This is a genomic window from Pelagibacterium sp. (genome assembly GCF_965249125.1).
Taxonomy (GTDB): Bacteria; Pseudomonadota; Alphaproteobacteria; order Rhizobiales; family Devosiaceae; genus Pelagibacterium.
In genome coordinates, this window is record NZ_OZ252217.1 from 1477011 (window position 1) to 1490259 (window position 13249).

9 protein-coding genes are annotated in these 13249 nt (G+C 61.1%); 6 read left to right on the forward strand and 3 right to left on the reverse strand.

Annotation, left to right across the window (positions count from 1 at the left end; all coding sequences use genetic code 11):
* The first annotated feature begins 23 nt into the window (after positions 1-23).
* The 4 genes from ACP148_RS07340 to ACP148_RS07355 all read left to right on the forward strand — a co-directional run bounded on the left by ACP148_RS07340 (position 24) and on the right by ACP148_RS07355 (position 6572).
* On the forward strand, positions 24-1760 hold the full coding sequence (locus ACP148_RS07340) for a type I secretion system permease/ATPase (protein ID WP_421950285.1): 1737 nt from the start codon (positions 24-26) through the stop codon (positions 1758-1760).
* A complete protein-coding gene (locus ACP148_RS07345; protein WP_421950286.1) occupies positions 1757-3913 on the forward strand; it encodes a cadherin-like domain-containing protein in 2157 nt (718 codons plus the stop codon). The genes ACP148_RS07340 and ACP148_RS07345 overlap by 4 nt, the downstream gene beginning before the upstream one ends.
* Positions 3914-3940: 27 nt before the next feature.
* Positions 3941-5284 (forward strand): HlyD family type I secretion periplasmic adaptor subunit, encoded by a 1344-nt coding sequence (locus ACP148_RS07350; protein WP_421950287.1) that lies wholly within the window; start codon positions 3941-3943, stop codon positions 5282-5284.
* Between the two features lie 994 nt (positions 5285-6278).
* Complete coding sequence (locus ACP148_RS07355) at positions 6279-6572, forward strand: GIY-YIG nuclease family protein (RefSeq protein WP_421950288.1); 294 nt, start codon at positions 6279-6281, stop codon at positions 6570-6572.
* A gap of 82 nt (positions 6573-6654) precedes the next feature.
* Here the strand turns inward: ACP148_RS07355 and ACP148_RS07360 are convergent, their stop codons facing one another.
* Together ACP148_RS07360 and ACP148_RS07365 are read right to left on the reverse strand one after the other, a co-directional pair.
* Positions 6655-7521, reverse strand: coding sequence for an AbiJ-NTD4 domain-containing protein (locus ACP148_RS07360; RefSeq protein WP_421950289.1), 867 nt, complete (start codon positions 7519-7521; stop codon positions 6655-6657).
* A 12-nt stretch (positions 7522-7533) separates the two neighbouring features.
* Positions 7534-11229: a vitamin B12-dependent ribonucleotide reductase gene (locus ACP148_RS07365; RefSeq protein ID WP_421950290.1), complete on the reverse strand. Its 3696-nt coding sequence runs from the start codon at positions 11227-11229 to the stop codon at positions 7534-7536.
* A gap of 545 nt (positions 11230-11774) precedes the next feature.
* Here ACP148_RS07365 and ACP148_RS07370 point away from each other — a divergent pair.
* Both ACP148_RS07370 and ACP148_RS07375 read left to right on the forward strand, forming a co-directional pair.
* Positions 11775-12173: an NADH:ubiquinone oxidoreductase subunit NDUFA12 gene (locus tag ACP148_RS07370; protein WP_421950291.1), complete on the forward strand. Its 399-nt coding sequence runs from the start codon at positions 11775-11777 to the stop codon at positions 12171-12173.
* Positions 12151-12609 carry a DUF2155 domain-containing protein gene (locus ACP148_RS07375; protein WP_421950292.1) on the forward strand — a complete coding sequence of 153 codons (459 nt, stop codon included), beginning with the start codon at positions 12151-12153 and terminating at the stop codon, positions 12607-12609. The genes ACP148_RS07370 and ACP148_RS07375 overlap by 23 nt, the downstream gene beginning before the upstream one ends.
* On the opposite strand, the gene aat is transcribed toward ACP148_RS07375, so the two are convergent.
* On the reverse strand, positions 12606-13241 hold the full coding sequence (gene aat / locus ACP148_RS07380) for a leucyl/phenylalanyl-tRNA--protein transferase (RefSeq protein WP_421950293.1): 636 nt from the start codon (positions 13239-13241) through the stop codon (positions 12606-12608). The two genes, ACP148_RS07375 and aat, sit on opposite strands and share 4 nt — an antisense overlap.
* Between the last annotated feature and the right edge of the window lie 8 nt (positions 13242-13249).

Consider the following 13249-nt stretch of genomic DNA (forward strand, 5'->3'; position numbering starts at 1 on the left):
CTTGGGTCTAAGGATTTCGGAAAATGCGTACATCCAACGTCAGGGCACTATCGGAGCGCCGCGTCGACGACACCCTCAAACGCGAGTTTCGCGGCATAACAGCGTACCTCTTTACGGTTTCGGGGCTTATCAACATATTGGCGCTCACCGGCGCCTTCTACATGCTCCAGATCTATGACCGGGCGCTGACCAGCGGCAGCGTGCCAACGCTGCTGGCGCTCTCGGCGCTGGCGGTCGGCCTCTACCTTTTCCAAGGACTGTTCGACATTGTGCGCTCGCAGGTGCTGGTGCGGGTCGGGGCCAGGCTCGATCGGAAATTCGCGCCGCTCGCCCATCAGGTCGCAATCGACATGCCTCGGTTTGGCTTCTCGACTCCGGAGTCGCTGGAGCGCGGTCGCGACGTCGACAATCTGCGTGCCTTTCTCGGCAGCCAGGGCCCCATGGCGTTGTTCGACATGCCATGGATGCCGATTTACATTCTCTTTGTGTACCTGCTTCACCCTCTGCTCGGTGCGTTGACGCTGGGTGGCGCGGTTATCCTGGTGTTTCTTGCCATCCTGGGCGAACTGCTTTCGCGCCGGCTGGCCAATGAAACCCAGCAGGCGATGATCAGCCGTAACGCGATCGCCGATTCCAACGCGCGCAACGCCGAAATCCTCAAAGCGATGGGCTTTGCCGCCAGGGCCATCGAGAACTTCCGGGTCGCCAACAGCGAGCACCTCAGGCTTCAGACCAGGGCCAACGATGTCGTTGGAACGCTCGGCGCGATCTCGCGGGTACTGCGCATGCTGCTGCAATCGGCGATCCTGGGGCTGGGCGCCTATCTGACTATTCAGGGCGACCTGTCGGCGGGCGCCATCATTGCATCTTCCGTTGCGGCGACAAGAGCACTGGCACCGGTCGATCTGGCCATCGGCAACTGGAAAAACGTCGTCTCGGCGCGCAATGCCTTCAAGCGGCTGCGCGACACAATGATTGCGATTGGAGAGGCAAAGGCGCCCATGACGCTGCCGCCGCCCGCATCGTGCCTGCGGGTCGAGACGCTCACGGTGGCCGCACCCGGCTCGGGCCGCGTCCTGCTGACCGACGTGGGTTTCGAGCTCAAGGCCGGACAGGCGCTCGGAATCATCGGACCGAGCGCCGGTGGCAAGACGACGCTGGTGCGGGCGCTCACCGGAATCTGGCCGCCGCTGCGCGGCGCGGTCCGGCTCGATGATGCCGAGTTGAGCCAATGGCCGGACGAAAAGCTCGGCTGCTATGTTGGCTATCTCCCCCAGGAGGTGGCGCTTCTTAACGCCACGATCGAGCAAAATATCTCGAGGTTCAACCCTGAGCATGACAGCGCCGGGATTGTCCGGGCGGCCAAGGCGGCCGGTGTCCATGAGATGATCGTGCGCCTGGAAAACGGGTACGACACGCAACTAGGGCCTCACGGCGATGCGCTTTCAGCCGGGCAGCGTCAGCGTATCGGGTTGGCCCGGGCGCTGTATGGCGATCCGTTCCTGGTGGTTATGGACGAGCCGAACTCGAACCTGGACGGCGAGGGCGAGGCTGCGCTGAGCGAAGCAATCAGGGGCATCCGTGCGCGTGGCGGCATTGCCATCGTCGTCGCCCACAGGCCGAGTGCCCTGGCGGCGGTGGATCTGGTGGCCGTTATCCAGAACGGACGGATGACGACTTTTGGTCCCAAGGAGGAAATTCTCGCGCCTCATCGCGTGACGTCAATGACCGAGCGCCAATCAAGGGAGGTGACGGCATGATAGAGGTCAAGGGCACGCGTCAGCCCGAAGGCGATAAACCTGCTACCGGCGATCGCTATGCGTTCACCGAGGCTCAGGGGTTAAACCGGATACCGATGGCGATTGGGTTGCTCATTACCGGCATTGTCGCCTATTTGAAGCTGGCCCTGACGCCTGCGCGGGCGGCGCAACCATCCGATACGCCAACCCCGGAGCCCGGCCAGGAATTCGACGTCCAGCCCCTGCCGTCGACCATGCCCGACCAGCTGGATGACTACCGCCAGAAGGCCGAGCTCGCGGAACCGGCAAGGCCCCTTGCGCCGCCGCCCCCACTGGATTCGACTCCAAATACCGGCAACGTCATCGGCTTTCCCGGGCCGCGCTTTGCGTTGGCCGATTCATCGGTCATCGATTTTTCCGGCCCGCGACCAGCGTCGGTAGCTGGGGGTGTCGGGCAAAATGGAACACCGACCCTGCCGGCGCCACTATCGTCGCCGGAGGGAGACGACGTGCCTGCCGACGATGCTGCTTCTGTTCCTGACCCATCCCAGCCGCCCACCGAGGGGCGCCGCAATCGGGCGCCGGAAACCAGTGGGCCCGTACGGCTGAACAGCGCGGTGGCCGGTACTGCCGTGCTGATCGGGTTGTCCGAACTTCTGGCCAACGTCGTGGATGCCGATGGTGACCCGCTTGAGGTGGGCAATGTGCGCGCGTCCATCGGCTCGATCGGGAGGACCGAGGACGGCTGGGTATACACCAGCCATGCGCAGACGCCGGCCTCGGACGTCGTCATCACCTATCAGGTGAGCGATGGGACCACCGCCGTCACCCACACCGCTCTGTTCAAGCTCGATCGGGGAGGCGATCTCGTCGGCACAGACCAGCTGGACCATCTGGTGGGCACGAACCTGGCCGACAGGATCGATGCCAGAGATGGAAACGATCTGATCGATGCGCGCGGCGGCGACGATATCATTTTCGGCGGCGATGGGGACGACCAGATCGTTGCCGGGGCCGGTCACGATCTTGTCTATGGCGGGTTGGGCAACGACAGGATTTTCGGTGGCGCGGGCAATGATGTGCTGGCGGGCGGCGATGGGGACGACTGGATTTTCGGCGGTGACGGCAATGACACCATTCTCGGTGAGCGTGGCAACGACCGATTGTTTGGTGGCGCGGGCGACGATTTCATCTCCGGCGGTGACGGTGACGACCTGCTCAGCGACGGTGAGGGCGCCGACAAGCTGGTCGGGGACGGGGGGGACGATATTGTCGTCGCGGCCGCTGACCGCGCCGCCGATATCTTCGATGGCGGGGAGGGTATCGACACCCTGGATCTCTCCATTGCAACGGGGACTGTGATTGTCGATCTGGAGCAACAGAGCGCCTCGGGCGAGGAGATCGGGGAGAACACTGTCACCGGGTTTGAAACAGTCATCGGTGGCTCTGGTGACGATAGCATTGTCGGCGCCGGGGCACCGGAGATTTTGCATGGCGGTGCGGGCGACGATGTGATCGAGGGCCGCGATGGCGATGACGAAATCCATGATGGCGCCGGCCGCGATACCGTGGCGGGCGGGGGCGGCAATGACAAGGTTGTGGTCGCGCTCGATGGCGAGGACGACTCGTTTGACGGCGGGGAGGGGACCGACACGCTCGATCTTTCCGAAACCACTGTTGGCGTCACCGTCAATCTTTCGACCGGGCAGATCGCCAGCGTTGAAGTCGGCAATGATACCATCACCGGCTTTGAAGAGGTGCTGGGTGGGGCCGGAAACGACATGTTTCATGTCGGGGACGAAGCGGTGGTGCTGACCGGTGGCGGTGGCGCCGACACTTTTTCCTTTGGCCTGCCGCTCACCCAGGTGATGGACCGGCCGCAGGTCATTCACGACATCCTCGACTTCCTGGTCGGCGACCGCATCCTGGTGGCCGAGTACGAATTCTCCAAGACCGGGCGCAATGGCGAGGAGAACCGGTTCGACTACTATTTCCAGGGCGAAGATGCCGAGGAAGACCAGAACGGTCTGCGGCTGAGGATCCGATATGAATTGGAGGGGGATGACGAACGAACGCTGCTGGAATTCGACTATGACGGCAATCAGAATTTCGACCTCGTGGTCGCCATTCACGGCCAGCATCAGCCTTATCTCTACGAACACGCGATCATCTAGTTGAAGGGCTCGGGGAGAGCGCCAATCATGACCAGTATCGATGCGGGAACACTAAGCGCCGGCCCGAAACGGCGCCGGGGGCAATCGGAAGAGTCCACCTATGGTCTGGGCATTCGGATCATTGTCAGTGCTGTCTTCGGCATCCTGCTGGTCGGAGTTGTCGGCGGCTGGGCGGCGACGGCCACGCTGACCGGGGCGGTAATCGCGCCCGGTACGGTGGCGGTCGGTCAGCACGTCAAGGAGGTGCAACATCGCGATGGCGGGATCGTTTCCGAGATCGCCGTGCGGGAGGGCGATTTCGTTGAGGCCGGCGAGGTCCTGCTGCGGCTGAGCGATGTGGAGACGCGCGCCGAACGCTCGATCGTGCTCAGCCAGCTCTACGAACTGCAGGGGCGGGCTGCCCGGCTGCTCTCGGAGCGCGACGGGCTGACCCAGATCGATTTTTCGACTGTGCTCGCGGCCGATGGCCCGGCCCGCTCGGCCATTATCGGCGGTGAAACAACCTTGTTTGTCGGCAACCTTTTGGCCCGGGCGCGCCAGAAAGAACAGCTTGAGCTGCAACTTGACCAACTCGGTCAGGAGGTGGTCGGTCTCCAATCGCAGCTGGCTGCGCTCAACGAAGAGATCGAACTGGTCGGCGCCGAGCATGCCAGACTTGAAGAACTGGCCGCCGCCGGGCTTATCGAGGGCGCCCGGGTCTATGCGATCAACCGGGAAGTGGCGCGCCTGACCGGCGAGCGCGGCGAGGCGCTGGCCAATATGGCGCGCGCCGAGGGCCGTATGAGCGAAGTGCGATTGCAGATCATCGCCACCGACGAGACCGCCCGCAACGAGGCACAGCGCGAGTTGCGGGTTGTCCAGGCGCAGATGACCGAGTTGTCCGAACGCCTGCTTTCGGCCGAGGACCGGCTGGACCGCGTCGATATCCGCTCGCCGATTGCCGGCATCGTCAACGAACTCAACGTCACAACGGTGGGCGGGGTCATCACTCCAGCCCAGACGCTTGTGACCATCGTGCCCGACGATGCCGATTTAAAGATCGAAATGCGGCTGAGCATCGTCGACGTCGACCAGGTTTCGGTCGGCCAGCCGGTCAAGCTGCGCTTTTCAGCCTTCAACCAGCGCACCACACCCGAGCTTGAGGGCGAGATCGTCCATGTTTCGGCTGCCGCGCAGCGAGACAGCGCGACGGGCGAGTTGTTCTATCTGGGGGAAGTCGAGATCACCGACAATATCGGCAGGCTGGGGAATGTAAAGCTGATCCCAGGCATGCCGGTGGAAGTGTTCGCCCAGACCGTGGAGGTGACGGCCCTGAGTTATCTGGTCAAACCCTTCCTCGACCAGGCGGCCCGCGCCTTCCGCGAGGAATAGGCGCACCAAAGCGTCCGATGGCCATAAGCCCCGGTTTATATAATGGCGCCCGAATGGGCGGTGAACGGCGAAGCAAGCTTCATCCGAAGTGTAGTTTGTGTGCGAAGCCAGCTTCGCCGTTCACATCCGGGGTTTTTGGCTTATAGCGGCATCTCGGGCTGGGGTTTGTTGGTTTTTTGTGGGTCGGTTGGTCGAACCGGAAAAGTGGGAACCACTTTTCCTGCCAACCTCCCGCATCCCCCAAACCACCGGTGCCCCTCTCCCTTTCGGGAGTACGACGTGGACTCCCATCCTCGCCCGGCCATCCGTCCGCTTTGGGCCTTCCCTGCGGCGACCCGCAAGGAACCCGAACCGACCTGTCGGTTGGGAAAAAAGCGCCTTAGAGGCCTATGGCGTCCCAAGGCTCGGACCCAATGCTCCCCCTCTCTCCAATCCCATCCTCACCGGAAGCTCGTTTGCAACCTCGCCCTGGTGCGGTCGTGAGGGGAGAATGGCATGAGGGGCTGGGGGCGGGGATTATTTTATTCGGGCTGTTCTTGCCTTGGCTTTGGCTGGTGCGAGGATAGCCCGGCGCGGAGCCCATACAGCTCCGGCGCCGGGCAGCGGGCAGGCCTTGCGGGGAGAGAGACGGGGTGGCTTTCGGCGTTCGGGCCCGAACCTCTGAGGTGCTGCGAAGCAGCGGTGCGGATCCCCGGGTCAAGCCCGAGGATGACGGTGGTGGGGTGGGGAGGCTGGTGATCGCATTGAGCCCCGAGTTCCGGCACGGCGTGGCAATTGGCGCGGTTGGCTGACTTCGGGCAGTATCAGGGGGTGGAACGCGATGCGGTACAAAGGTCACTGCGGCCCTATTGGCCCTATCACGGTGGTTTTGGCCGCGATCTTTCCCACTCACCGCGTCATCCTCGGGCTTGACCCGGGGATCCGCTGCCTTTCGAGGCCCGCTGAAGGTGTTTCAATCTTGGCGCTTGCCACGGCCTCGTTGCCATAATCGGACATGAGCGGGTTCGTTTACATCATGGCACACCGGCGGCGCGGGGCAACCTATATCGGGGTGACGAACAATCTCGTGCGCCGGGTTTACGAGCATCGGAATGGCAAGGGCGGTGGGCATACGCGCAGCTATAACATCGCTCGGCTGGTGTGGTTCGAGGAGCATGCCGACATTCGCGACGCCATCCACATGGAAAAGCGGCTCAAGAAGTGGGAGCAGGCGTGGAAGTTCGCGCTGATCGAGAACGCCAATCCTCATTGGGACGATTTGTGGGAGGAGGTGGCGGGGTCGTTTTAGGCGGTCGGGCCTGAACGTCTGAGGTGCTGCGTGGAAGCGGTGCGGATCCCCGGGTCAAGCCCGAGGATGACGGTGAGGGAGGTTATTGACTAGTTAGTCCAGCAGCGCGGCTTCGCGAAATGAGATAGGAGACAAATGCCGCGCAAGCCCCAAGCATATACAACGCATCGGCTTCATCAACATTAGCTTCGCCTTTGTCGAGTAAGGAATGACGAATTCCGTTCTCGTCGCTTGTGAAACCATAGAGGGCTGAAAACCCTTTCTTTAGAGCCTCGTGTAAACCGCCAGCCTTTTGAATTTTGGCCAGAGCCGGTCCCAGTTCTTTAGCGGAAGGCTCCAATAATTTTGCCAAAGCTTCTACCGCATGAATACTTTCTCGAACACTGTCCGCCCATTTTCCAGATGCTATCAAATCAGCTGAACGTCTTAGATGGCTATATGATCCAACGTAACTTCCGCTTGTATCAGAAAATGCCTTTTTGAGGGCCGCTAGCTCGTATTCTGTGCTTAACGGAAGAAGCGTGTCTCGATTGACAACTCGATAGGCCGAGCGTGCTTTTTTTAAAGCGCTGTCGATCTCATCGGCAAATGTGTACGACACGGCATCGTGCCTCATAAGCCACTGTAATAAATCATAAAAATCGCCAAAGCTTCCGGTCTGTATTTCGTGCTTTAGCTTCCTGCTTTGGGTTTGATGCTCACCGTCGAACTCATCGATCATCAGATGGTCTCGATCGATATGCTTGTCCAAAAGAACTTCACGCCAGCTTTCAGTAACTATGAAACCCCGACGGCCGGTTGTTGTCATATGCTCAAAGATGACGCTCCAAACAAGCGACCGCAATTGCGGCGAAATTTCCGTACGACGTAGTTGGGGAGGGACTTTAGCAAGTCCCTCCGCTTCTTTGAAAGAAAGCTCTTTGCGTGTCTCATAGTCCGCAGAAGCCATTTGGGGGCTTCCTCAACTACACCCAGTCGTCGACCCACACGTGTCACACTTCAAACACGTCCCGTTCCGCACCAGCGTGAAGTTCTGGCACTCCGAGCACGCCTCGCCGACGTAGCCCTTCATCTGAGCTTCGAGCCGCAGGGTTGTGGTGTCCTTGGCCTGGGCTTCGTCGACCAGTTTGGTAGCGGCGGCTTCGGCTTCAGGGTCGGTTTTGAGCGCCGTGCCCTGCTTCAAAGCAGTGACCGTCTGGGTCTGCATGGCCTGGACAGGGTTGGCGGGTTTGAGGTCGGAGGAGGCGACGAGCATCAGGGTTTTGTCCTTGACGCGGCCGCGGGTCATGCCGCGGGAGACGAAATTGTCGGCGGGGACCGGAGCGGGGGCTGCGCGGTCTTTGACCTGATTGTCTTCGGACACGCCCTGGCCGATCGAGGTGGCGCCGGCGTCGGGGGTGACGTGGGCCAGATCGGTGCGGTCGAGGTAGGAAATGGCTAGCTCACGGAACACATAATCGAGGATCGATGTGGCGTTCTTGATGTGGTCATTGCCCATGACGAGACCTGCGGGCTCGAAGCGGGTGAAGGTGAAGGCCTCGACGAATTCGTCGAGTGGCACGCCATATTGCAGGCCGATCGAGATCGCTATGGCGAAATTATTCATCATGGCGCGGAAGGCGGCGCCTTCCTTGTGCATGTCGATGAAGATTTCGCCCAGGCGTCCGTCACCATATTCGCCGGTGTGGACATAGACCTTGTGGCCGCCAACGATTGCCTTCTGGGTGTAACCCTTGCGGCGATCGGGCATTTTTTCGCGGCTGCGGACGGTCTTTTCGACAATGCGCTCGACGATGCGCTCGGCAACGGCGGGCACGCGTTCGGCGAGCGCGGCGGCTGCGAGTTCGGCCACGTCGTCCTCGTCTTCGTCGTCATCGGCGAGGAGCGAGGAGTTGAGCGGCTGGGAAAGTTTCGAGCCATCGCGATAGAGCGCATTGGCCTTGAGCGCCAGCTTCCAGGAGAGCATGTAGGCTTCCTTGGAATCCTCGACGGTCGCATCGTTGGGCATGTTGATGGTCTTGGAGATCGCGCCCGAAATGAAGGGCTGAGCCGCGGCCATCATGCGGATGTGGGATTCGACCGAGAGATAGCGCTTGCCGATCTTGCCGCAGGGGGTGGCGCAATCGAAGACGGGCAGGTGCTCGTCCTTCAGGAACGGCGCGCCCTCAAGCGTCATTGCACCGCAAACGTGAATGTTGGCGGCTTCGATGTCCTTTTTGGCAAAGCCGAGGAAGGGCAGGAGCTCGAAGGCGGGATCGGTGAGCTGGGCGTCGGTGACGCCGAGTTCTTTAAGGAAATCAGCACCCAGCGTCCACTGGTTGAAGACGAACTTGATATCGAAGGCCGATTTCATCGCGGCGTTGAGCGCGACGATCTTGTCCTCGGGGAAGCCCTTGGTGGCGAGCGTTGCCGGGTTGATACCCGGAGCCTGGTTCATGTTGCCATGGCCCACGGCATAGGCTTCGATCTCGGCGATCTGGTCTTCGGCATAGCCCAGTGTGCGCAGGGCGGCGGGGACGGCGCGGTTGATGATCTTGAAGTAGCCGCCACCGGCGAGCTTTTTGAACTTGACCAGCGCGAAATCGGGTTCGATGCCGGTGGTGTCGCAATCCATGACCAGACCGATGGTGCCGGTCGGGGCGATGACGGAGACCTGGGCGTTGCGGTAGCCGTGCTTTTCACCCAGTTCGAGCGCCAGATCCCATGCGGCGGTCGCGCGGTCGATCAAATTGCGATCGGGGCAGGCGGCGTGGTCGAGCGGGACGGGCGTGATCGAGAGGGCTTCATAGCCATCGGCCTTGCCGTAAGCGGCGTTGCGGTGATTGCGGATGACGCGCAGCATGTGCTTTGCGTTGCGCTTGTAGTCCTTGAACGCACCGAGCTCGGAGGCGATTTCGGCGGACGTTGCATAGGACACGCCGGTCATGATGGCGGTCAGGGCACCGGCGATGGCACGGCCTTCGTCGCTGTCATAGGGGATGCCCGAGGTCATCAAAAGGCCGCCGATATTGGCGTAGCCCAGGCCCAGCGTGCGGTAGAGATAGGAACGCTCAGCAATCGCCTTGGACGGGAACTGGGCCATCATCACCGAAACCTCGAGAACGAGGGTCCAGAGCCGCACGGTGTGCTCGTAATCGCCGGTCGTGAACACGCCGTCCTTGCCGCGATAGGGCAGGAGGTTGATCGAGGCGAGGTTACAGGCGGTATCGTCGAGGAACATGTATTCCGAGCACGGGTTCGACGCGTTGATCGGACCGGCTTCGGGGGAGGTGTGCCACTCGTTGATGGTGGTGTGGTACTGGATGCCGGGATCGGCGGACGCCCAGGCGGCATAGCCGACCTGTTCCCACAGATCGCGGGCCTTGAGCGTCCTGGTCACCTTGCCGGACTGGCGGGCAGTGAGGTTCCAATCGCCATCGTCTTCCACGGAGCGCAGGAAATCATCGGTGACGCGCACCGAGTTGTTCGAGTTCTGGCCCGAGACGGTGAGGTAGGCTTCCGAATCCCAATCGGTGTCGTAAATGGGGAATTCGATGTCGGTATAGCCCTGCCTTGCGAACTGGATGACGCGGAAGATGTAGTTTTCCGGGACCAGGGCCTTCTTGGCGGCCTTGACCTCGCGCTTGAGAGCCGGGTTCTTGTTGGGGTCGAAGCAATCATCGGCGTGGCCATCGCAATTGACGGCGGCCTTCATGATGAGCTTGAGATGCCTGGAGACGGTCTTGGAGCCGGTGACGAGGGCCGCCACCTTCTGCTCTTCCTTGACCTTCCAGTTGATATATTCCTCGATATCGGGGTGATCGATATCGATCACCACCATCTTGGCGGCGCGGCGGGTGGTGCCGCCCGACTTGATGGCGCCGGCGGCGCGGTCGCCGATCTTGAGAAAGCTCATCAGGCCCGACGACTTGCCGCCGCCCGAGAGCTTTTCGCCCGAGCCGCGCAGGGCCGAGAAATTGGTGCCGGTGCCCGAGCCATATTTGAACAGGCGCGCCTCGCGGACCCAGAGGTCCATGATGCCGTTTTCGTTGACGAGATCGTCATCGACCGACTGGATGAAGCAGGCGTGGGGCTGGGGATGCTCGTAGGCCGATTTGGACTGGACGAGCTTGTGGGTGAAGGGGTCGACATAGAAATGGCCCTGGCCGGGGCCGTCGATGCCATAGGCCCAGTGCAGGCCGGTGTTGAACCATTGCGGGGAATTGGGGGCAACGCGCTGGGTGGCGAGCATGTAGCACAGCTCGTCATAGAAGGTGCGGGCGTCGTCCTCGGAGGTGAAATAGCCGCCCTTCCAGCCCCAATATGTCCAGGTGCCGGCGAGACGGTTGAAGACCTGGCGCGAATCCATTTCCGAGCCGTAGCGCTCGTCCTCGGGGAGCTTGGCGAGCGCTTTTTCGTCGGGGACCGAGCGCCAGAGCCATGAGGGAACGTCGTTTTCCTCGACCTTCTTGAGAACCTGGGCGACACCGGCCTTGCGGAAATATTTCTGCGCGATGATGTCGGCGGCGACCTGGCTCCAGGGCGCGGGGACAGCGATGTCCTCGAGCTTGAAGACCACAGACCCGTCCGGGTTGCGGATTTCGCTCGTGGCGGAGCGGAATTCGATGCCGGCATAGGCCGATTGCCCAGCCGTGGTGAAGCGCCGTTCTATGTGCATTCGTCTTATATCCCCAAACTAAGGTCGCTCTGCTGGCTTTGCGCCCCTGCAAGCGTCTTGCCGTTGCCGACAATGTCGATTTGATCGGGTCATGAAGCGGCCCGTTGATGTGACTGTTTTCGATTCTTTGGCGAACCGTCAATCACATGAAATCGACTATCCCTTGTGCCTATGGAATGTGCATTCGCTAAATATAGTGGTTTTTGGTGTGGATAGCGAGGAAAACGTGCAAAAAGCTGCACAAAGGTCATTGGGGTGTCACAAAGCAAGCATGAGCAAGGGTTAATGAAGCGTTGTCTCGGGAAGCGCGGTTAAGTGGTGGAAAAACCTCACTGTCTGGCGGAGACGGGAGGGTGAAAAAGACTCACGAATCCCTGTCAAGCGGCTTTTTTGGACAGCGATCGCGCTTTTTTGTTCGCTCAGGAAATGCGCAACATCTTGCGTGTGGATGAGAGGGCTCAAATCCCGGGCAGCACGGTCTAGGCTGGCCCGGTCTTGTGTGCTAAGCCCAAGCCAACTCATCGTGACGCGTGAAGGTATCGGACGTGGCAAACAGCGGCTTTAAACAGTTCGTCTTCGAGATTTTCGGCTGGTGGAACCGGCAGACGCTTTCCACGCGCATTTTCACGGCCCTGCGCGGGGTCAAGGTGGGCGAGGACGAATTCGGCAACGTCTATTACGAGGGCAAGAAAGATGGCCGCCGCTGGGTCGTCTACAACGGTTATGCCGAAGCGTCGGCGATTCCGGCGGGTTGGCACGGCTGGATGCATCGGCGCACCGACGTGCCGCCGTCGAAATCCGACTACAAACCCCATGAATGGGAAAAGGCCCATATCCCCAATATGACGGGCACGGCGCTGGCCTATCGCCCGGACGGGTCGATCCTGTCGCCGCAATCGCGCCCGCGGGTGACTGGCGACTATGACGCCTGGTCGCCGGAATAAGGGCGGTTCTGCCCGCGTGAACGCTCGGGAACTCAAAAGAGCAGCGAGCCGGTTCATGCTCGCCCTGGTGGTTGCCATGGGAGCGGTGCCTGCATATGCGCAGGCCATATCCAATCCGGTGGCTGTGTTTACCGGGCTCGACAAGATCACCGGGCGGATCACCATTTTCGACGTTTATATCGACGAAACGGTGCAGTTCGGGTCGCTGCAACTGACACCGCGCGTCTGCTATTCGCGGCCCGATACCGAGGCGCAGAGCGTTTCGGCGTTCGTGCAGGTGGACGAGGTTTCGCTGCAGGCGACCATGGAGAGGGTGTTTTCGGGCTGGATGTTTGCCGATTCGCCCGCGCTCAATGCCATCGACAACGCCGTCTACGATTTCTGGCTGATCGATTGCCGCCAGACTTCGGACGTGCCGCCACCCGACCAGCGCTAGCGAGCCCTGTCCAGCGCATAAAAATCGCCTGGCAGTTCGAGTGCGCCGGAAAGGCGGATTTCGTAGATGGCGCGGGGGATTTCGATGGCGCCGAGCGACGCCAGATGGTCGGTGATGAACTGGGTGTCGAGCAGGACATAGCCGCCGGCCCGGAGCCTTTCGACAAGATGGGCAAGGGCAATCTTGGACGCATCGGTGCGCCGGTGGAACATGGATTCACCAAAGAACGCGCCGCCGATGGCCAGGCCATAAAGGCCGCCGACCAGACTATCGCCGTCATAAACTTCGACGGTGTGGCAGTAGCCCATGGCAAACAGCTCGCCATAGAGCGCGCGGATCGTGGGATTGATCCAGGTCGATTCGCGGTCGCTGCCTGCCGTGGCACAGCCTTCGATGACGCTGGCAAAGTCGTGATCGACAACGACGGAAAACCCACTTTTGCGCATGGATTTGCGCAGACTTTTCGATGCCCTGAATCCATCGAGCGGCAGGACGCCGCGCATCTGAGGGCTGACCCAGAAGATATCGGGATCGTCGGCGCTCTCCGACATCGGGAAAATCCCCGCGCGGTAAGCGCGCAGGATCAGCTCCGGCGTGAGCTCGATATCGAAGGGGTCGTTCTTTCGCGTCATCGCAAAAT

What these genes read in the sequence shown, in the direction of transcription:
- ACP148_RS07340 (WP_421950285.1), top strand. Translation starts at nt 24, where the DNA reads ATGCGTACATCCAACGTCAGGGCACTATCGGAGCGCCGCGTCGACGAC.
- ACP148_RS07345 (WP_421950286.1), top strand. Translation starts at nt 1,757, where the DNA reads ATGATAGAGGTCAAGGGCACGCGTCAGCCCGAAGGCGATAAACCTGCT.
- ACP148_RS07350 (WP_421950287.1), top strand. Translation starts at nt 3,941, where the DNA reads ATGACCAGTATCGATGCGGGAACACTAAGCGCCGGCCCGAAACGGCGC.
- ACP148_RS07355 (WP_421950288.1), top strand. Translation starts at nt 6,279, where the DNA reads ATGAGCGGGTTCGTTTACATCATGGCACACCGGCGGCGCGGGGCAACC.
- ACP148_RS07360 (WP_421950289.1), bottom strand. Translation starts at nt 7,521, where the DNA reads ATGGCTTCTGCGGACTATGAGACACGCAAAGAGCTTTCTTTCAAAGAA.
- ACP148_RS07365 (WP_421950290.1), bottom strand. Translation starts at nt 11,229, where the DNA reads ATGCACATAGAACGGCGCTTCACCACGGCTGGGCAATCGGCCTATGCC.
- ACP148_RS07375 (WP_421950292.1), top strand. Translation starts at nt 12,151, where the DNA reads ATGACGCCTGGTCGCCGGAATAAGGGCGGTTCTGCCCGCGTGAACGCT.
- aat (WP_421950293.1), bottom strand. Translation starts at nt 13,241, where the DNA reads ATGACGCGAAAGAACGACCCCTTCGATATCGAGCTCACGCCGGAGCTG.